Annotated in this window: 14 protein-coding genes; 10 read left to right on the top strand and 4 right to left on the bottom strand. The window is 35.9% G+C overall.

Annotated features, from left to right (window positions below):
* Positions 1 to 1,176 precede the first annotated feature (1,176 nt).
* Positions 1,177 to 1,788, top strand: a complete 612-nt coding sequence (locus tag ACFIJ9_RS05745) for an invasion associated locus B family protein (protein WP_015856370.1) — start codon at positions 1,177 to 1,179, stop codon at positions 1,786 to 1,788.
* An 87-nt stretch (positions 1,789 to 1,875) separates the two neighbouring features.
* Here ACFIJ9_RS05745 and ACFIJ9_RS05740 read toward each other — a convergent pair whose 3' ends face one another.
* The gene (locus ACFIJ9_RS05740; RefSeq protein ID WP_375636113.1) at positions 1,876 to 4,506 is read right to left on the bottom strand and encodes a ribonuclease E/G; all 2,631 of its coding nucleotides are present in this window, start codon (positions 4,504 to 4,506) and stop codon (positions 1,876 to 1,878) included.
* A 588-nt stretch (positions 4,507 to 5,094) separates the two neighbouring features.
* On the opposite strand from ACFIJ9_RS05740, the gene ACFIJ9_RS05735 reads away from it, so the two are divergent.
* From ACFIJ9_RS05735 to prfB, 3 genes are all read left to right on the top strand, one after another.
* The gene (locus tag ACFIJ9_RS05735) at positions 5,095 to 6,324 is read left to right on the top strand and encodes an N-acetylmuramoyl-L-alanine amidase (RefSeq protein WP_375636112.1); all 1,230 of its coding nucleotides are present in this window, start codon (positions 5,095 to 5,097) and stop codon (positions 6,322 to 6,324) included.
* 168 nt (positions 6,325 to 6,492) lie between these two features.
* A complete protein-coding gene (locus ACFIJ9_RS05730; protein WP_375636111.1) occupies positions 6,493 to 8,958 on the top strand; it encodes a penicillin-binding protein 1A in 2,466 nt (821 codons plus the stop codon).
* Positions 8,959 to 9,126: 168 nt separating this feature from the next.
* Positions 9,127 to 10,255 (top strand): peptide chain release factor 2 gene (gene prfB / locus ACFIJ9_RS05725; RefSeq protein ID WP_015856374.1). Its coding sequence is split into 2 segments (ribosomal slippage): positions 9,127 to 9,195 and positions 9,197 to 10,255, totalling 1,128 coding nucleotides; the frame shifts between segments, so codons are not numbered across the junction.
* A gap of 336 nt (positions 10,256 to 10,591) precedes the next feature.
* Here the strand turns inward: prfB and ACFIJ9_RS05720 are convergent.
* From ACFIJ9_RS05720 to ACFIJ9_RS05710, 3 genes are all read right to left on the bottom strand, one after another.
* Positions 10,592 to 11,077 carry a peroxiredoxin gene (locus tag ACFIJ9_RS05720; protein WP_375636110.1) on the bottom strand — a complete coding sequence of 162 codons (486 nt, stop codon included), beginning with the start codon at positions 11,075 to 11,077 and terminating at the stop codon, positions 10,592 to 10,594.
* A 186-nt stretch (positions 11,078 to 11,263) separates the two neighbouring features.
* Positions 11,264 to 12,517: a tyrosine--tRNA ligase gene (gene tyrS / locus ACFIJ9_RS05715; RefSeq protein WP_375636109.1), complete on the bottom strand. Its 1,254-nt coding sequence runs from the start codon at positions 12,515 to 12,517 to the stop codon at positions 11,264 to 11,266.
* 316 nt (positions 12,518 to 12,833) lie between these two features.
* Positions 12,834 to 13,514: an alpha/beta hydrolase gene (locus ACFIJ9_RS05710; protein WP_015856377.1), complete on the bottom strand. Its 681-nt coding sequence runs from the start codon at positions 13,512 to 13,514 to the stop codon at positions 12,834 to 12,836.
* A gap of 161 nt (positions 13,515 to 13,675) precedes the next feature.
* Here ACFIJ9_RS05710 and ACFIJ9_RS05705 point away from each other — a divergent pair, with 161 nt between their 5' ends.
* The 6 genes from ACFIJ9_RS05705 (at position 13,676) to ACFIJ9_RS05680 (ending at position 20,364) form a co-directional block, all read left to right on the top strand.
* A complete protein-coding gene (locus ACFIJ9_RS05705) occupies positions 13,676 to 14,821 on the top strand; it encodes a cysteine desulfurase family protein (protein WP_015856378.1) in 1,146 nt (381 codons plus the stop codon).
* A gap of 192 nt (positions 14,822 to 15,013) precedes the next feature.
* Positions 15,014 to 16,525, top strand: coding sequence for a Fe-S cluster assembly protein SufB (gene sufB / locus ACFIJ9_RS05700; protein WP_375636108.1), 1,512 nt, complete (start codon positions 15,014 to 15,016; stop codon positions 16,523 to 16,525).
* 159 nt (positions 16,526 to 16,684) lie between these two features.
* Entirely contained in the window at positions 16,685 to 17,440 is a 756-nt protein-coding gene (gene sufC / locus ACFIJ9_RS05695; protein ID WP_375636107.1) for a Fe-S cluster assembly ATPase SufC, read from the top strand.
* 11 nt (positions 17,441 to 17,451) lie between these two features.
* On the top strand, positions 17,452 to 18,714 hold the full coding sequence (gene sufD, locus ACFIJ9_RS05690) for a Fe-S cluster assembly protein SufD (protein WP_375636106.1): 1,263 nt from the start codon (positions 17,452 to 17,454) through the stop codon (positions 18,712 to 18,714).
* 10 nt (positions 18,715 to 18,724) lie between these two features.
* Positions 18,725 to 19,963, top strand: a complete 1,239-nt coding sequence (locus tag ACFIJ9_RS05685; RefSeq protein WP_375636105.1) for a cysteine desulfurase — start codon at positions 18,725 to 18,727, stop codon at positions 19,961 to 19,963.
* Complete coding sequence (locus ACFIJ9_RS05680; protein ID WP_375636104.1) at positions 19,963 to 20,364, top strand: SUF system Fe-S cluster assembly protein; 402 nt, start codon at positions 19,963 to 19,965, stop codon at positions 20,362 to 20,364. The genes ACFIJ9_RS05685 and ACFIJ9_RS05680 overlap by 1 nt, the downstream gene beginning before the upstream one ends.
* Position 20,365 lies beyond the last annotated feature (1 nt).

The raw sequence follows: 20,365 nt of genomic DNA, 5'->3' as shown, positions 1-20,365 counted from the left end.
GCAGAATACTATAAGCGTTTGCAGGAACGAAATAAGTTTTTAAAAGAACTGAAAAATCTGAAGAATGAATATTATAATCTTGGTTCGAAATTACAGGATTTATTTGAAAAAAATAAAAATTTATCTCTAGGGTAGATATAGCGAGAGAGTACGAAGTAGGAGAATACGAAGAAAAGCTGAATTATTTAATAAATAGAAAATTATCCTCATATTTATTATTAGTTGCAAAGTTTTAGCGGATATATTGCAGAGTGATATAGGTGCTATTTTACGCAAAGATTTTGATTGGAAAGATAAAGATTTTTATTGAGTAAAAGACGCAATTAATTCGATAAGCCCCAGTTTCTAGCAATATAAAAGAATTGCTAACAGAAGGCTCTTAATAGCTATGAAAAACAAACATTTGATGATGTAAAAGATAAATTATTATTATAAATAAAATATTTTCAACAGTTATAAATTTTCTCTCTAAGAAAATATGTTGTTTAATTAAGAAAAAAGCACTTCTTTAGTAGCGTATTTTTAAACTAAAATTTTTGGTTAAAAGCTGTAGAATATAAAACTTTTATTACAAAAATGTATCGCCCTTGTTTTGTAAACAAGGGCAGAAAATTGTCCATTAGCAAAAAGTTCTCTTACAATTATGCAGAAATTTTAGACAATCAGTGGTTTTAATTTATGAAATGTTTCAATAATACCGTAAATGATTTTATTTTTGTGTATCACACGAATCACATAAAGAAAAAAGTAAAATTTATCTGATCTTTTGAAGCTTCATGCATTACAACAGCTGTTGCTAAGGCTCTACGAGCTTAACATGAAGAGTAATAAATGTAAAAAGTTTAATTAGTAAGATTTTTAGAGTAGTATAGGAGTTTATTTTAATTAATATTGCAATATTGATTCGTTTGTGTAATCTTAGCTTAAATGCACAGAGGTGTTTTATGGATAGATTGCATCAAACACCAATATGATAAAGAGGGGAATTATATGGGTGTATAAAAATTAGAATAGCTCGTCGTATTTTTTTCTCTAAATTTGACTTTTTTTTTTATATTGAAGTAAAAATAGTAAAATTAAGTGTTATTTCATTATAATTTAATAAATTTAAGTTGGAATTATATTTAATATTTTTTTGAAGTTACTTAAAAGCGCGTTGAAAGGATTAACTTAATCATGTCGCATAAAAATGTTTATTCTGCTGTTTCAGTATTAGTTGGAGCCGCTGCCCTTTTTCTTATAGCTGGTATTTCTGCAAATGCGCAAACTTTATCACAAGGTTGGTACAAAGTTTGCAGTAAGCAGCATGATGTTGATATTTGTAATACAATGAATACTGTATTATCGAATACGGGACAACCTTTAACGGCTTTTAATCTTGTTGAAATAAAAGGGAAGCAAAATGAAAAACGTATAGGTATTCAAGTACCTACAGGTCGTTTTTTGCCAGAAGGTGTTCACATTAAAATTGGTGACGACTTCTCTAAAAAAATTCCTTATATTATTTGTAATGGACCAAGTTGTATTGCCAATGATGTCTTAGATGATAAGCTTATAGCTGCTATGAAAAGTGGTACAAAAATGGTTGTAACCACAGTTAATTTCCGTGGTTCAGCTAATCCTATTGAATTTTCTCTTAATGGGTTTACAGCAGCCTATACCGGTCCTGGTATGGAGGAAAAAGATTTCCAACAAGAACAAATAAAGATGCAGCAAGCTATTCAATCAAAGCAAAAAGAAATTGAAGATCGTATGCGGGCTGAGCAAGAAAAAGCAAAACAAAAGTGATAAACCCACACCATAGAATTGGTTGAAACGTCTTCTATAATTATTTATTTAAACCGTCACAGAAAACTGTGGCGGTTTTTTTAATCTTTAATTTTTCGAAAGAATTCTGCGTTTCCACCAACCAATACGTTCAGTTTTGGAAGAATCATTAGGCGTTGATGAAACAACAACGGGTTGATTAATTGTTTCTTCAATTTGGGAAGGAGAGGTTTCGACAACTTCCTCCATCTCGATTATAGTTTCTTTCTCTAATATTTTTTGTATTTGCGTTGCCTCTTTAGAAGATGATTTTTTACGTGTTCCACGTGTTGACTTTTTACTATTTTCAAGAGTTTTATCTTCTACTTTATGAATAGATTTGTCTGCCTTTTTTGTTTTAGCTTTACGTACTGAACTAGTTTTAGGTTTTTCTTCAAGAGATTTTTGTTCTACGACATTTTGATCATTATCTAAAGAAAGTTGATTTTCTACTACTTTTGAAGAACGTGTTTTACGTTTTTTAGGTTTAATACTTGTATCATTTTTTTCAGATTCACCCTGTTGTTGTATATCTAGAGCTTGTGTATTATTTTTTGTTTCTTCAAGTTCAAAAGATTTAGCAGGTGAAACACGATGTTTGCGGTGTGCTGCTTTAATTTCTGCTAAAGCCTGCTTAGCAAAATCTCCCACTGGTTCTGCGTAAGGAATGCGAATCTGATGAAAACTATTATCTTGATTGCGTCGACCACCACGACGTCCTCGACGACGTCCTCGACGATAAGAATCATCACTCAAGGTATCTTCTTTTTTATGAACGTTGGAGAGAGAATGATCAGTAATTTCATCGTGACGATTTTTGCGCCGACGCTTTTGGTTTGTTTCAATGGGAGAAGGATTTTCAATAGATTCACTTTCTGTGAAAACAGAATCTTCAATTTCTTGCTTATTAACATCTTCCAATGAAGATCGAGAAATGCTCTCTGCTATTGAGCCTTTAGAAATAACAAGATGCTGCGTTCCAATACTATCATCTGCTTCAATACTAATATTAAGCTTAAAGCGAGTTTCTAAATTAACAAGAATGTTGCGTTTATGATTTAATACATAAAGCGCTGTTGCTACGGGTGTGCGCACGATAATATTATATTGCGAATTATGAAGAAGATATTCTTCAATTGAGCGCATGACATGTAACGCAATTGATGATTCAGAACGTATATTTCCTGTTCCTGCGCAATGCGGGCAGGGCTGTGTTGTACTTTCTAAAACCGATATGCGAATACGTTGACGACTCATTTCTAAAAGGCCGAAGTGTGAAATATGACCTACTTGAATACGAGCACGATCATTTTTTAAACAATCTTTTAATTTTTTTTCGACCAGCTTTACATTGCGTTCTTCAAGCATATCAATAAAATCAATCACAATTAAACCAGCAAGGTCACGCAAGCGTAATTGACGCGCTACTTCTTCAGCAGCTTCAAGGTTAGTTTGTAAAGCTGTCTTTTCGACAGAGAATTCTTTCGTAGAGCGGCCAGAATTTACGTCAATAGCAACAAGTGCTTCTGTTTGATTAATAACAAGATAACCACCAGATTTTAAAGAAACCTGTGGTTGCAACATTTTATCAAGTTGAATTTCAATATTATTTCTTGCAAAAATGGGTGTAGGATCACGGTAAGGTTGCACAACTTTTGCATGACTTGGCATAAGCATACGCATAAAGTCTTTCGCTTCACGATATCCTTGGTCTCCAGAGACAAGAATTTCACTAATGTTCTTATTGTAAAGATCTCGTATAGAACGCTTGATGAGATTACTTTCTTCATGGACAAGGCATGGCGCCGTTGACTCGAGTGTCAAAGTGCGAATAGTATCCCATAACCGCATAAGATATTCATAATCACGTTTAATTTCAGCTTTTGTTCTATTGGCACCAGCGGTTCGTAAGATAACACCCATACCTTTTGGAACGGCTAATTCTTTTACGATTTCTTTAAGACGCTTACGGTCTTGTACGTTCGTAATTTTTCGTGAAATACCACCACCACGTGCTGTATTGGGCATTAGAACAGAATAACGACCTGCTAAAGACAGATATGTTGTAAGGGCAGCACCTTTATTACCACGCTCTTCTTTAATGACTTGTACCAACAAAATTTGACGTCGTTTAATGACTTCTTGAATTTTATACTGGCGCCCTTGTTTTCTTTGATAAATTGGGAGCTCTTCACGGATGTCCTCAGCACCAACCATTTCGATCTCATCATAAGAGATATCGGCATTTAATGCTTCTTCTGTATTATCAATTATTGTTGATTCAGATGTGATATCATTTTCAATATCGGCTGCTATGACATTGTTTTTTCCATTTTTTTTTGTTCTTCTGGAGCGTTTTTTATTTTTAGTTGCTTCTTCCGTAAAGGCATCTATAGAATTTTCTCCTACAGCTGCTTTTTCCTCTTCTTCAAGAAGAGCAAGGCGATCAGCAATAGGAATTTGATAATAATCAGGATGAATTTCAGAAAATGTTAAAAAACCATGTCGGTTTCCACCATATTCAACAAAAGCTGCTTGGAGAGACGGTTCTACACGCGTAATACGTGCGAGATAAATATTCCCCTTGAGCTGTTTTCTATGTTCTGATTCAAAATCAAGTTCTTCAATTTTGTTGCCGTGAACAACAACAACACGTGTTTCCTCCGGATGGGAGGCATCTATAAGCATTTTGTTTGACATAAGCTAATATCCTGAAGGCGACATGCACAATTTTACTCAAACGAACGCTATAACTATTCGTAAATATAAAAGGCTGTCTGCCATAAAAGGGAGGTACCAGAAAAACAGGACGGAACACCACGTGCAAAGGCATGACTGCATTTACACCATTTCTCATCATTATCTCCATCTGTTTTTTATGACTCATATTTCTTAAAAGTCTCCGGTAAAATAATCTTTAAAACAGTTCGGATATCCGAACCAACGAATCTTAAGTAATGCAATCCTAATGTTATAACATAGAAATTTTTCATCCATAAAAAAGTCTCAATGCATAATAGGCAAAAAACCTCTAAAGACAACTTAATATGAGTTACAGATAATTTAGATGACTATTATCAGCTAGGAAGCATAAATATTCTTTTATGTTGATATCATGCGTTTGGCAAGTAACAATGTAAATCATGTATAATGATAATGTCTTTAATGACCTTAATTTCGTTTTTGGGTGTTTATTTAGCTTTTATTGAAAAATAGAGAATAAATTGGTGTATCGTTTTTATATAACCAAGATAAATTATTACAAATGTAATGTAGAGTATTTTGCTTATGATAAGAGTTTTCTTTACCAAAAAGCTGAAAACAGCTTATGGGAATGTTATTGTGCTTGTCACATACTTTTTATTATTATTTTTGCTATTCCAAACCAGTGTTCAAGCCGCAGATCCTCTGAGACTTATTAATTTTCGAACCATTGGTGATAGTGTTCATACGCGTATTATTGCGGTTTTCAATTCAAAACCAAATGTTCGTTTACAGATTTTGGACAGGCCAGCACGGTTGGTTATCAATTTACCTACAATTGACTTTTCGATGCAAAATACGCCTTTAAAGAAACAGAATACATTATCCGTTATGCTTTCAGATGTGCGTTATGCTTTTTCTGACATACAGACTTCACGCATTATTTTGACAAGTAAAACGGCCTTTGTAATTGAAAAAAGTGTCGTAAAAAAATTAAATAATGATTTATGGCAGTTGCTGATTGATATTCGTAAAACTACACTAGAAAAATTTGATGAAATATTAAAAAAACAGCAAAAGACCAATTTTGATACAAAAACGCAGTTAATGCCAGCATATAATTTTCGTGTTGTTCTTGATCCTGGTCATGGTGGTATTGATGGCGGTGCACGGGGTGTTACTGGAGTTTTAGAAAAAGATGTGACTTTAGACTTTGCGCGTGCATTGCGAGACGAATTACAAAAGGATTCTCATATTACTGTTGCTTTAACGCGAGATTCCAATATTTTTTTAAGACTAAGTGAAAGAGTTAAAAAAGCGCAAGAGCTCGATGCTGATCTTTTTATATCTATTCATGCAGATACGATTGATCTACATTCTCTTCGCGGTGCTACAGTGTATACCATATCAGACAAAGCCTCTGATGCCATTGCAAAATCTTTAGCTGAAAATGAAAATAAAGTTGATTTGCTGGATGGTTTGCCTGCAGATGAAACACTCGAAGTTACAGATATTTTGATGGATCTTACACGACGTGAAACACATACATTTTCGGTTAATTTTGCAAATAGTGTTATTTCAAGTTTATCAAAGAATCATATTAACTTGATTAATAACCCACATCGGTATGCTAATTTTCAAGTTTTAAGAGCTTCAGATATACCCTCCGTCTTGATAGAGATAGGTTATTTATCCAATAAAGAGGACGAAAAGTTATTAAATGATCCTCATTGGAGAAAACAAATGGCAGCCTCTATTGCTCATTCTATTCGTCAATTTGCTCATTATAGGCAGAAAATGATACAGCCTCTTTAAATTTGTGAGAAAATAGAGTATCAATATGGGGTTCTAGTGTACCTTAGTATAAATAAAAGATAGAAAATAATTTCTCTTGATCTCAATCTTGTGGTGATATCCGCTTGGTGTGTTTGAAGTAACGTATTTTTTCTTTGATTAATTCTTAAGAAAGCGATAGCCGTTTTTATGATGATTTTTTTGAGATATCTTCTTCGTTTTTTTGTTGCTATTGGACTTTGTGGAGCAATAACATGGGGTGTTATGACCAGTGGTCAAGCAAATGCACTCCCTGATTATGAAGTTCTTTCACTTTATGAGCCGCCGGTAATGACCCGCGTCCATGCTTCTGATGGCCGTCTTATGGCAGAGTTTGCAACAAAACATCGCCTCTATTTACCAATTCAATCAATACCAAAGCTTGTTATAAATGCTTTTATTTCGGCTGAAGACAAAAACTTTTATCATCATTTTGGTTTAGATCCCGAAGGACTTTCTCGAGCTTTGATCAATAATATTCGTAATATTGGTTCTGGAAGACGTCCAGAGGGTGCATCAACTATAACGCAACAAGTCGCTAAAAACTTTCTTTTAAGTTCAGAAACAACGTTAGAGCGTAAATTTAAGGAAGCTATTTTAGCAATGCGTATTGAGAAAACTTATTCAAAGGATCATATTCTCGAACTTTATCTCAATGAAATTTATTTGGGTCGTGGTACTTATGGTATAGCCGCTGCTTCTTTGACCTATTTCAATAAATCCGTCAATGATCTGACGCTAGAACAATGTGCTTATTTGGCTGCTCTTCCAAAAGGGCCAGCAAATTATGATCCATTTAAGAATACACAACGTGCTATTGATCGGCGCAATTGGGTTATAGATCGGATGATTGCAAATGGATATGTAACGCGTGAACAAGGTGAAAAAGCGAAAGCTAAACCTTTAGGAGCGACAATACGTGGGAGTGATAGCTATGTTTTTGCGGCTGATTATTTTACTGAAGAAGTGCGACGTCGTTTAATACATCGCTATGGGGCTAAGACACTTTATGAAGGTGGGCTTTCCATTCGTACAACGCTTGATCCGCATTTACAACTTATTGCGCGACGTGCTTTGCACGCTGGATTAATTAGATTTGATCATTCGCAAGGATGGCGTGGAGCTTATGCGCATATCGATAAAAAAGGTGATTGGGGGATAGAACTTGCAAATATCACGGGGCTAAGTGATGTTCCTGAATGGCGTTTAGCTGTTGTTCTTTCTGCTAATCCCAATAAAGTAGAGATTGGTTTACAGCCACAGCGCGAAGCTTCAGGTATATTATCAAAAAAACGGGAAATTGCTGTTTTATCTGAATCTGATTCAAAATGGGCACTCCATGTTGTAAAAGAAAATGGTTATCGAAAAACTGTTCAGAATTTATCTCATGTTCTGCAAGTTGGGGATGTCATTTTTGTTGAAAAACTATCCAATACAAACAACACTTATCGTTTACAACAAATTCCAAAGGTTGAAGGTGCAATTGTTGCTATGGAACCTCATACAGGGCGCGTTCTTGCTATGGTGGGAGGATTTTCTTTTGCTGCATCTGAATTCAATCGTGCAACCCAAGCTTATCGCCAACCGGGGTCTGCTTTTAAGCCTTTTGTTTATGCAGCAGCTCTTGATAACGGGTATACACCAGCATCCGTTGTTTTAGATGGCCCCATTGAAGTTCGTCAATATAATGGGGAAGTTTGGCAACCAAAAAATTATGGTGGTACATTTGCAGGACCTTCAACGTTGCGTTATGGTATTGAGCGTTCTCGTAATCTTATGACAATACGGCTTGCCAATGATATGGGAATGCCTCTTGTCGCTGAATATGCAGAACGCTTTGGCATAGTGGATAAATTGCAGCCTTATCTTCCCATGGCTTTAGGGGCTGGTGAAACAACAGTATTACGAATGGTTACAGCTTATTCAGTTATTGCCAATGGGGGACGCTCTATTAAGCCTTCTCTGATAGACAGAATTCAAGATCGTTATGGAAAGACAATTTATCGTCATGATGATCGTATTTGTGAAAATTGTAATACGCCTTCATGGAATAATCAACGTGAACCCACATTGATTGATGAGCGAGATCAAGTTCTTGACCCTATGACTGCTTATCAGATTACATCCATGATGGAAGGGGTTGTTCAGCGTGGTACTGCAGCACGTTTACGTTATCTTAATCGACATATTGCCGCTAAGACAGGGACAACCAATGACTCTAAAGATGTCTGGTTTATGGGATTTACTCCTGACATTGTCGTTGGTATTTTTATCGGCTACGATCAACCTGCTCCATTAGGATATAATGGAACCGGAAGTTCATTAGCTGCACCTATTTTTGGTGAGTTTATGGCAAATGCTCTTAAAGGAAAGCCAGATGTTCCCTTTAAGATGCCAAAGGGTATGATTTTAATGCCAATTAATCGGAAAACAGGAATGCTTGCGGAAAGAGGAGATCAAGATGTCATTATAGAAGCATTTAAACCAGGGACTGGTCCTGCTGATATATATCAAGTTATTGGGAGTACAAATTCTTTTCAAGAAGGTGTTCCTGCAGTAACCACTTCTCCACAAGTCAATAAAGCCCTTGAAAGTGGGACAGGTGGGCTGTATTAATCAACAAAATCTCCTTTTGCCATGAGTCTATAGTTTTTATTTTTTTTACAGTGTCGGTCCTGTAAATAGAATGATAAGTCCATGCTATTTCCTCATAGCAGCTATCAAATTTGTATAAAATTCTAGTGACATAACCAGAAAGAGTGTTAAAAAATACGGTGTTAAATTATGCGAGCAGAAATAGAAACATTAGTTGATGAAATCCAGAAAGCAATTCAATTGCTAAGGGGGCATCTTTGACTGGGATCAATCACTAAAACGTCTCGAATATCTTAATCAAAAAGCGGAAGATCCGTCATTATGGGATGATGCACAACAAGCACAGGATATGATGCGTGAGCGTCAACGTCTTGATGATTCAATCAATGGTCTTTTATCATTTACAAAAACACTTGAAGAATGCATTGAGCTTATCGCGATGGGCGAAGAAGAAAGTGATGTTGAAATTATTGCTGATGCAGAAAATTCAATACGTAATCTTAAAAATGAGATAGATAAAAGGCAAATTGATGTACTTCTTTCAGGAGAGGCAGATCCGAATGATACCTATTTAGAAGTTCATGCTGGAGCAGGGGGAACAGAAAGCCAAGATTGGGCTTCTATGCTCTTACGTATGTATATGCGCTGGGCTGAACAGCATGAAATGAAGGTTGAAATTTTAGAAATTCATGATGGAGAAGAAGCAGGAATAAAGTCAGCGACTATTCTTGTAAAAGGGCATAATGCTTATGGAATGTTAAAAACAGAATCAGGCGTTCATCGCTTGGTGCGGATTTCTCCATTTGATTCGAATGCAAAGCGCCATACCTCTTTTGCAAGCATTTGGGTTTATCCAGTTATTGATGACAATATTGAAGTTGATGTTTCAGAGGCAGATGTGCGTATTGATACATATCGTGCATCGGGAGCAGGAGGACAACATGTTAACACGACAGATTCCGCTGTTCGCATCACACATATAAAAACGGGTATTGTTGTTCAATGTCAAACAGAGCGTTCTCAACATAAAAATCGCGCTACGGCTTGGTCGATGTTGCGTGCACGGCTTTATGAAGAAGAGCTTAAAAAAAGAGAAGAAGAAACCAATGCTGCTGAATCTTCTAAAACAGAAATCGGATGGGGACATCAAATTAGATCTTATGTTCTTCAACCCTATCAGCTTGTCAAAGATTTGCGTACAGGGATTGAAAATACGGATCCACAATCCGTACTGAATGGTAATTTAGATGCATTTATAGAGGCAGCACTCGCACGGCGCATTTATGGACAAGACAAAGAAATTGAGGATATTCGTTAATTATATATCCTTCCTTCAAGCCATGTAGATTTTTTTCTTAAGTTGTTTGTTTTATTGATGTTGTGATATTACGATAGTTCTTGATACTTTAAAGGTTCAAAGAGGGATTTTCTTGTTCCTTTCTTCAATTTTTTCTCACACGCCAATCCTGCTTATGATATTGCAAGTGATAGAAAGCTGAAATAAGAAAAATTTGCGATATTCGGAGGACTAATATAAATATAAAACAATTCATTATCCTTATAAATCAATATATTGTAAAAATTGAATCCATTGAAAAACTAAAATCAATTCGGAGGATGACTTTTGCTTTTTAAGATAAATCAAACACTCAATTTATAAGTTAGCGTTATGATGTAAAAGTGTTGCAGTAGCTAAAACATTTTCAGCATGCCCAGATACGCTTACTTTGCGCCATTCTTCTGCTATTATTCCATTTGCATCAATTAAAAAAGTGCTCCGTTCAACACCCATATATTTGCGTCCATACATGCTTTTCTCAACCCAAACACCATAAGCTTCGAGGGTTGTTTTTTCTTCATCAGAAACCAAGATGACATCAAGTTCATATTTTACTTTAAATTTATCATGTTTTTTTACATTATCTGGAGAGATTCCAATAACAGCAACACCAATTTCATCAAATTTCATCTTTAATTTTGTGAAATCAAGTGCTTCGCTTGTGCAACCGCTGGTGTCATCTTTTGGATAAAAATATAAAACAACAGGTTTTCCTTTAAAGTCAGAAAGACATACTGTCTCTCCTCCATCGCGAGGCAAATTAAAATCAGGAGCAAGAGCACCTTTCATTGATCTTGTCATTGTTTTCATCTTTCTTGTGTAATAAGTATAAGATATCAGAGTACACAGAAGAAAAGAACTATTCAACTCTCTAGAATATTATTGTTTTTAAGAGACCTTTATTTTCCTAACAAAACTCGCTCTATCACAACGATTGGATTGAAAGAACAAGATCGGCGTGAACAACATAAACAAAACAACAAAAGATTATACTGGTTTTATCACAATATGTTTTTTCTTACCGAAAGAAAGCTTAATGATTCCTTCCGCACTGACATCCCCTTCAATAATAAGATGTGTTTCATCCTCAATAATTTGATCATTTACACGTACACCTCCACCTTGAACGTGTCGGCGTGCCTCACTATTAGATTTAGCGAGTCCTGCTTGTACTAAAAGAGTGAGCAATCCAACACCTTTTTTTAATTCTGAGGCATTAATTTCAACAGTTGGAAGATTTTCTCCCAGAGTTTTTTCTTCAAACGTTTTGCGAGCAGTCTCTGCTGCTGCATTGGCAAGAGCACGTCCATGCAACATTGCTGTAACTTCTGTTGCAAGAATTTTTTTTGCTTCGTTAATTTCTGTCCCTTGTAGTACAGAAAGTTTAAGAATCTCATCCATTGGCAATAGGGTATAGAGCTTTAGAAATCGTGTTACATCAGCATCTTCTATATTGCGCCAATATTGCCAAAATTGATAAGGTGAAAGCATATCCGCATTCAGCCATACAGCCCCATTCAATGATTTACCCATTTTGGCACCGGAAGAGGTTGTCAACAATGGTGATGTTAACGCATATAATTGTGGTGTTCCTAAACGATGCCCTAATTCGATTCCGTTAATAATGTTGCCCCATTGATCAGAGCCCCCCATTTGCATACGCAACCCATAACGTTTATAAAGTTCAACAAAGTCATAAGCTTGCAGAATCATATAATTAAACTCTAAGAATGACAAAGAGTGCTCACGCTCAAGTCTGAGTCTGACAGAATCAAATGACAACATACGGTTGACAGAAAAATGTTTTCCCACATCACGCAAAAATTCTAAGTAGTTTAAATTGCATAACCATTCAGCATTATTCACAATACAAGCATCAGTTTCTCGGTCACCGAATGTCAAATAGTTAGCAAATACCTTTTTAATACCATCGATATTTGCAGCAATATCATCTTGTGTCAGAAGACGTCGCGCTTCATCTTTGAAGGAAGGATCACCGATTAATCCGGTTCCTCCACCCATTAAAGCAATGGGACGATGACCCGTTTTTTGTAACCAATAAAGCATCATAATCTGAAGAAGACTTCCAGCATGTAAACTCGATGCTGTTGGATCAAATCCAATATAAGCGCTTACAGTTTCTTTTGAAAAAAGATCATCTAAGCCTTTTTCATCTGAAATTTGGTGGATAAAACCACGTTCGCTCATAATGTGTAAAAAATCAGATTTAAAGGCAAACACAGATTCAATTTCCTAATTTTAAGAGTGCATTCATTTCATATAATAGGTGATTATATGATGGAGCGTTATCTATCATAACTGATGCACACATCACAAGAGAAAGAGACATATTGATAATATAAAGATAATAATACAGGTATTATTTCCTTTTTACGCTAAAAAAGAGATTTCTAGGTGATAGAAAAAATGCATTCTGTTATTCTCATTTCTATCCTAGAATAAAATTTAGAAAAGTTTTAAGTACAGACTAAAAAAATTACTTTAGTTATGATCAAAGACGATTTTTTCTGATTTTTTATAAATCCATCGTGTTTTCCTAAGTTAGTGAAAGTATTTCAGGAGGAGGAGCGAGAAGTTCATTGGTGATATGGTTATCCAAATAGTGGGCACATCGTTCAATAAGTTCTTCATGACATCCACTGAAAAAGTGATTAGCCTCTTCCAATATTTCTTGTGTGATGATGATTCCTTTTTGTGTTTTCAATTTATCGACAAGTATTTGAACATCTTTTGGGGGGGAAACTTTATCGATACCGCCATGAATGATAAGTCCAGAAGATGGACAAGGTGCAAGAAATGAAAAGTCATAAACATTAGGCTGAGGGGCAACTGAGATAAATCCCTCAATTTCCGGTCGGCGCATTAAAAGCTGCATACCAATCCATGCTCCAAATGAATATCCTGCTACCCAACAATTTTTAGAGTCTGGATGTTGTGTTTGCACCCAATCGAGAGCAGCAGCAGCATCTGAAAGTTCTCCTATTCCATAATCAAATTCACCCTGACTACGACCAATACCACGAAAGTTAAAACGTAAAGTTGTAAAGCCACGTTGTTGGAACATATAAAAGAGGTCATAGACAATTTTATGATTCATAGTTCCACCAAATTGGGGATGAGGATGCAAAATGATCGCAATGGGTGCATTTTTTTGTTGTGAAGGTTGATAACGCCCTTCGAGCCGACCCGCGGGACCGTTAAAAATAATTTCTGGCATAAAATGCTCCTTAAATGCAATAAAAGGCTTTCATTGACCTTGGTCGACTTTTACCATAGAATCTCTTAAATAATTATTAGATATTCTTTTTTTAGTGCACTTTTCAAGAAAATTGCGCTATTTTTTTAATCAATTCATAAGATTAATGATTGCGATGTAAAATGGTTATAAGACGCCGATATTTTGATCATAACGCAACAACACCGCTCAAAAAAATGGCACGGATGGCGTTAGTGGAATCTTTAGAGATATTTGGTAATCCATCATCGGTTCATAAGGAAGGGCGTGCGGCTAAAACCTTGTTGCAAAAGGCACGTCGACAAATCGCTGAAAATCTTAAAACAGATCCAGATCACGTGGTATTTACCTCTGGTGCGAGTGAAGCAGCGATGACTTTGTTAACACCCTTTTACAATATGGGGAATGCAAAAGTTCAATTTTCTCATCTTTACCTTGGAGCGACTGAACATCCCTCTGTTGCAGAGGGAGGGCGTTTTTCTAAAGAATTGATAAGCGTCATTGCTGTTGATCAAGACGGGCTCATTCAACAAGATAAATTAACATCACTCTTAACGGTTCACGATAAAACAAAAGGTTTACCTCTTGTTGCTATTCAAGCTGCAAATAGTGAAACGGGTGTTATTCAACCGTTAACAGAAATCGCCGCTATTGTTCGGGATTTAGGAGGTACTCTTATTGTTGATTTGACACAATATGTCGATAAAAATTTCGTGGATATTAATCAGCTAGGAGGAGATTTTTTTATACTGTCTGCACATAAAATTGGTGGTCCTAAAGGAATAGGTGCTTTTGTTTCATGTGGTAATCTTCTTATGCCACAACCTCTTATTATTGGGGGAGGACAAGAAAAAGGTCTCCGTGGAGGAACAGAAGCATTGCCCCTTATTGCTGCTTTTGGGGCAGCAATGGCTGATTGTTTCACACAGGAAGAAATAAAACAGTTAATATATTTACGCAATAAATTAGAAGATGGACTACAAAAAATAAGTAAAAATGTTGAAATTTTTGGCAAAAGAGTTCAACGTTTGCCAAATACAACTTACTTTACCGTGAAAAATATAAAAGCTGAAACGATGCAAATTGCTTTTGATTTAGAAGGGTTTTCTATATCATCCGGCTCGGCTTGTTCTTCGGGAAAAGTAAAACAAAGCAAAGTGTTGGAGGCAATGGGGTATCATGTTCCAAATGGTGCCATTCGCATTTCGCTAGGGCGGGACACAACTTCTGAGGATATTGATGATTTTCTATCGTTTTTTTCTCAAATTATAAGCAAGAAAAAAGGGTAAGATTTATCATCAGAAAGTTATAAAATTAGAATTATTTTAAAAATAAGATAAGTTTGATTGAAATTTTTGCACTTTACCTATAGCCTAGGAAATAACTTGCTACTTTAATCTTGTAAAAAAACAAGACTTTTAGTTACCGGTTTTTGACGCCAATAGTTACCGGTTTTTGACGCCAAAAAATGGAGAAAATTGATGCCGGCAGTACAAGAAACAATACGCCAAGTACGTGAAATAGATGTTGACCAATATAAATATGGTTTTGAAACCAATATTGAAACAGATAAAGCTCCAAAAGGCTTAAATGAAGATATTATCAAATTTATTTCTGCTAAAAAACATGAGCCTGAATGGATGCTAACATGGCGCTTAAAAGCTTACCGACGTTGGCTGACAATGCAAGAGCCTCATTGGGCGCGTCTTGAATATCCTAAAATTGATTTTCAGGAGCTTTATTATTATGCTGCTCCAAAAAATCATACAGGACCAAAATCTTTGGATGAAGTGGATCCTGAGTTATTAGCAACGTACGAAAAACTTGGCATTCCCCTTAAAGAACAAGAGATTTTGGCAGGAGTAAGAAAACAGTCTGATCCCTCTACTTTCGATGACAGTATGTCTGTATCGGGGCAGGTGGCTGTTGATGCAGTCTTTGATTCTGTTTCTGTTGTAACAACATTCAAAAAAGAGCTGGCACGTGCTGGTGTGATTTTTTGTTCTATTTCAGAGGCGATTATTGAACATTCTGAGCTTATTAAGGAATATTTAGGAACAGTTGTACCTATAAGTGATAATTATTATGCGGCCTTAAATGCAGCTGTCTTCACAGATGGTTCATTTGTTTATATTCCCAAAGGGGTTCGTTGTCCTATGGAGCTTTCAACTTATTTTAGGATTAATGAACGCAACACTGGCCAATTTGAACGAACATTGATTATCGCCGCTGAAGATTCCTATGTTTCTTATCTTGAAGGGTGTACAGCACCCCAACGTGATGAAAACCAACTTCATGCGGCTGTCGTTGAACTTATTGCCCTTAAAAATGCAGAGATTAAATATTCTACAGTACAAAACTGGTATCCTGGCGATAAAGATGGAAAGGGCGGTATTTATAATTTTGTGACGAAGCGTGGAGATTGTCGAGGTGATAGCTCTAAAATCTCATGGACACAAGTTGAGACTGGTTCTGCGATTACTTGGAAATATCCATCCTGCTTACTCCGTGGTGATAATGCGCGTGGAGAATTTTATTCTATTGCTGTTGCAAACGGTCATCAACAAATTGATTCCGGTACAAAAATGATTCATTTGGGAAAAAATACATCCAGTCGTATTATTTCCAAGGGCATTTCTGCAGGTTTTTCAAATAACACTTATCGAGGACAAGTTACAGCATATCGAAAAGCACAAAATGCGCGTAATTTTACGCAATGTGATAGTTTGTTAATCGGAAATGATTGTGGTGCGCATACAGTTCCTTATATTGAAGCAAAAAATGCAACAGCTCAGTTTGAACATGAAGCCACAACATCAAAAATTTCTGATGACCAACTTTTTTATGTTATGCAGAGAGGAATTCCCGAAGAAGAAGCTATCGCATTAATTGTAAATGGTTTTGTAAAAGAGGTCATTCAAAAACTTCCCATGGAATTTGCTGTCGAAGCACAAAAGCTTATTGGTATCAGCCTTGAAGGTAGTGTTGGATAATTTATTGTAATTAGATAAATAGAAGACTTGATGTAAAAGGGCTGTAACAGTAGCAAATAATGCTAAAAATGACCTCTATGGTAATTACAAAAGTAGATGGATGCTAAGGCAAAATAATACGCATTGGTATCTGAAAAACAGCCAAAACAGGATTAAATTATGTTAGAGATAAAAAAATTGCACGCCCGTATTGCTGGGACCGATACAGAAGTTATTCGTGGTTTAAACTTGACAGTTCAAGATGGAGAAGTTGCCGCTATCATGGGACAAAATGGAGCCGGAAAATCAACTTTGTCTTATTTGCTTGCTGGTCGTGATGATTATGAAATAACAGAAGGAGATATTCTCTATAATGGAAAATCGCTTTTAGAAATGGATCCAGCAGAACGTGCTACATATGGTGTTTTTCTTGCATTTCAATATCCAATGGAAATACCAGGGGTAGCAACGATGGAATTTTTAAAAGTTGCGATGAATTCTCAACGCAAAGCGCGTGGTGACAAAGAGCTTAAAATTCCTGAATTTATAAAATGTGTTAAAGAAGTTTCAGCCAAACTTGAAATAGATATGGATATGCTAAAGCGTCCATTAAATGTAGGTTTTTCAGGTGGAGAAAAAAAACGCGCTGAAATTTTACAAATGGCACTTCTTGAACCTAGACTTTGCATTTTAGATGAAACGGATTCTGGTTTAGATATTGATGCATTAAAAATTGTTGCAGATGGTGTTAATAAACTTCGGGATTCAAAACGTTCATTTTTGGTGATTACCCATTATCAACGGCTGCTTAATTATATTATTCCTGACACGGTACATGTTCTTTATAAAGGACAAATTATCAAAAGCGGAGATAAATCCTTAGCGCTTTATTTAGAGCAAAATGGGTATGCTGATCTTATCAGGGAAGCGGTTTGAGGTTATTGAATATGAATACACAGCAAAACTTGTTAGCAGTTGAAGAAAATATACTCAGTAATTTCAATCAGTATGTAAACGACTTACCTGGTGATAAAGCTGTACAGGAAATCCGCAAGAAAACTATTGAGCAGTTTCAAACAACACGGCTTCCTTCCCGTAAAATCGAAAGCTGGCATTATACCAATCTGCGTACCTTACTGAAGTCTATTAGCAATTTTTCAAAAGTTCAAAACAATCAATTGGTTGATTCTTTGCTTTCAGAAAGTGCTGTTTTCTCCATAAACAATGGAAAAACATCGATAGAGTCAAAGGTAGATAATATTACAGTAAAACGCCTTTCAGACGCATTAGAAGATAATTCTGTACAGATAAATCAAAACATTTCTGATGAGGATTTTATTGGACAGTTAAATACAGCTTTTGTTACAGATGGTTGGCTTTTTCACATCCCTGAAAATACAAAGTTAAATATACCCATTGAATTACAAAATATACAAATGGGGGGACAGTCTCATATTTTTTCGGATATAAAAATTGATAAAAATAGTCAAGTTATGTTTATTGAACATCAGATTGGCAATGATAAAGATACCTTTATCAGTTCAATATTTTCATTAAATGTTGCTGCTGATAGCGATGTTACGTGGATTCTCATTCGCAATCGTGATTTTAATTCTACACAATTTGGTCGATTTTGTGCTGTTCTTGATCAAAGAGCGAAGTTATCACTTTATGTCATTAATATAGGGAGCCAATTAAATCGCCAAGAAGTCGATATTGAATTACAGGGAGAAGAATCTGATTTTCAATTACGCGTTATAAATTTATTATCAGGACAAACACATAGTGATCTTACAATGACTGTTCGTCACGTGGAAGAAAAATCAACATCAACCGAAATTATACGCAATGTGGTCACAGATAAGGCTGTTGGTGTTTTCCAAGGAATAATACGTGTGTCTCAAAAAGCGCAAAAAACAGATGCACGCATGGCTTGTAATAGCCTTATTCTTTCAGATGATGCAGAATTTAATGCAAAGCCTGAACTGGAGATTTTTGCTGATGATGTTGCATGCGGTCATGGTGCAACAGTTGCTAATATTAATCATGATTATCTTTTTTATCTTATGGCGCGTGGTATCCCATTTAAAACGGCGCGTGCACTTTTGATTAAAGGATTTATCTCTGAGCTCATTGATGAGATCAAGCAAGATAATATTCAAATTGCTTTGGAGAATATCATTAGTAAATGGCTTGCAAAAAATGTTTAAGGTAAAAAAAATGGAAAATAACGTAAAAACATTTACTTATAATGTCGAAGAAATTCGGCGTGATTTTCCTCTTTTGCACCATCAAGTTTATGGAAAGCGATTAGCATATCTTGATAGTAGTGCTTCTGCCCAAAAACCAATGTCAGTACTCAATGCAATGAATAATTATTATCACTATAGTTATGCTAATGTGCATAGGGGAATGTATTTTTTAGCCAACATAGCAACACAATCATATGAAAATTCTCGTGAAACCGTTCGTGTTTTTCTAAATGCTCAAAAAGCTGAAGAAATTGTTTTTACGAAAAATGCAACAGAAGCTATTAATACCGTTGCTTATGGTTGGGCTATGCCCAAACTCAAAGAAGGTGATGAGATTGTTCTAACGATCATGGAACATCATTCAAATATTATTCCTTGGCATTTTCTCCGTGAACAAAAAGGTGTGAAACTTATTTTTGTTCCTGTCGATGAAAATGGTGTTCTGCACATTGAAGATTTCCAAAAGGCTTTAAGCGAAAAAACGCGGCTTGTTGCTATTACGCATATGTCCAATATATTAGGAACTGTACCTCCTGTTAAAGAGCTTATTAAGCTCGCACATCAAAATTCTATTCCTGTTCTTGTTGATGGTTCTCAAGGAGCAGTACATTTAACCGTTGATGTGCAAGATCTCGATTGTGATTGGTATGTCTTTACAGGTCATAAGCTTTATGGTCCCACTGGTATTGGTGTTTTGTATGGTAAGGAAGATAGATTAGAAGAAATGCGTCCTTTTCAAGGAGGAGGGGAAATGATCGAGGAGGTAACAACCGATAAGGTTTTTTATAATGCTCCTCCTTACCGTTTTGAAGCAGGCACTCCTCCTATTGTTGAAGCTATTGGATTAACTGCGGCTATTGATTATATACAAGAGAAAGGTCGTAGCACGATTCATGCCCATGAGAGGTCCCTTTTAGCTTATGCGCAGGAAAAACTTAAAACTGTTGAGTCATTGCGTATTTATGGTCATTCTCCCAATAAAGGAGCTATTATATCATTTACAATTGAAGGGATTCACGCCCATGATATCGCTATGTTTATTGATAGAAAAGGAGTTGCAATACGCGCGGGAACCCATTGTGCACAGCCTTTATTACAGCGCTTTGGTCTAACATCTATTTGTCGGGCATCGTTAGCCATGTATAACACTCAAGAAGATGTAGATCAATTAGTAGAAGCATTGAAAGAAACAAGGACATTTTTTTAATGGCTGAATCAATTGAAGAGCGTCATTCTACAGAATCTGTTGAAACTGTAAGCGAAAATAAAAAGTCTTATGTATCAGCGATTCCAGCAGATGAAATTGATCGTATGACGAATGATATTATTGCTGCTCTCAAAACAGTTTATGACCCAGAGATTCCTGCTGATATTTATGAGCTAGGACTGATTTATCGTATTGATATTGAAGATGATCGTTCAGTAAAAATTGAAATGACTCTTACAGCACCGGGATGTCCTGTTGCTGGTGAAATGCCGGGGTGGGTAGAAAATGCAGTCAGTGCAGTTGAAGGGGTTTCGTATGTTGAAGTCACTATGACTTTTGATCCACCATGGACACCTGATTGTATGTCAGAAGAAGCTCAAATTGCTGTCGGATGGTACTAAA

The organism is Bartonella sp. MR90HLJMH, assembly GCF_042194115.1.
Lineage (GTDB): Bacteria > Pseudomonadota > Alphaproteobacteria > Rhizobiales > Rhizobiaceae > Bartonella > Bartonella grahamii.
The sequence above is the reverse complement of the archived record's forward strand: the minus strand, read 5'-3'. Positions and strand labels throughout refer to the sequence as shown.

Bases quoted from the DNA above. Each gene is read 5' to 3' on its own strand.
- sufD (WP_375636106.1), top strand. From the start codon at position 17,452: ATGAATACACAGCAAAACTTGTTAGCAGTTGAAGAAAATATACTCAGT.
- ACFIJ9_RS05680 (WP_375636104.1), top strand. From the start codon at position 19,963: ATGGCTGAATCAATTGAAGAGCGTCATTCTACAGAATCTGTTGAAACT.
- ACFIJ9_RS05740 (WP_375636113.1), bottom strand. From the start codon at position 4,506: ATGTCAAACAAAATGCTTATAGATGCCTCCCATCCGGAGGAAACACGT.
- ACFIJ9_RS05705 (WP_015856378.1), top strand. From the start codon at position 13,676: ATGGTTATAAGACGCCGATATTTTGATCATAACGCAACAACACCGCTC.
- ACFIJ9_RS05730 (WP_375636111.1), top strand. From the start codon at position 6,493: ATGATGATTTTTTTGAGATATCTTCTTCGTTTTTTTGTTGCTATTGGA.
- ACFIJ9_RS05720 (WP_375636110.1), bottom strand. From the start codon at position 11,077: ATGACAAGATCAATGAAAGGTGCTCTTGCTCCTGATTTTAATTTGCCT.
- ACFIJ9_RS05710 (WP_015856377.1), bottom strand. From the start codon at position 13,514: ATGCCAGAAATTATTTTTAACGGTCCCGCGGGTCGGCTCGAAGGGCGT.
- ACFIJ9_RS05685 (WP_375636105.1), top strand. From the start codon at position 18,725: ATGGAAAATAACGTAAAAACATTTACTTATAATGTCGAAGAAATTCGG.
- sufC (WP_375636107.1), top strand. From the start codon at position 16,685: ATGTTAGAGATAAAAAAATTGCACGCCCGTATTGCTGGGACCGATACA.
- ACFIJ9_RS05745 (WP_015856370.1), top strand. From the start codon at position 1,177: ATGTCGCATAAAAATGTTTATTCTGCTGTTTCAGTATTAGTTGGAGCC.
- ACFIJ9_RS05735 (WP_375636112.1), top strand. From the start codon at position 5,095: ATGATAAGAGTTTTCTTTACCAAAAAGCTGAAAACAGCTTATGGGAAT.
- sufB (WP_375636108.1), top strand. From the start codon at position 15,014: ATGCCGGCAGTACAAGAAACAATACGCCAAGTACGTGAAATAGATGTT.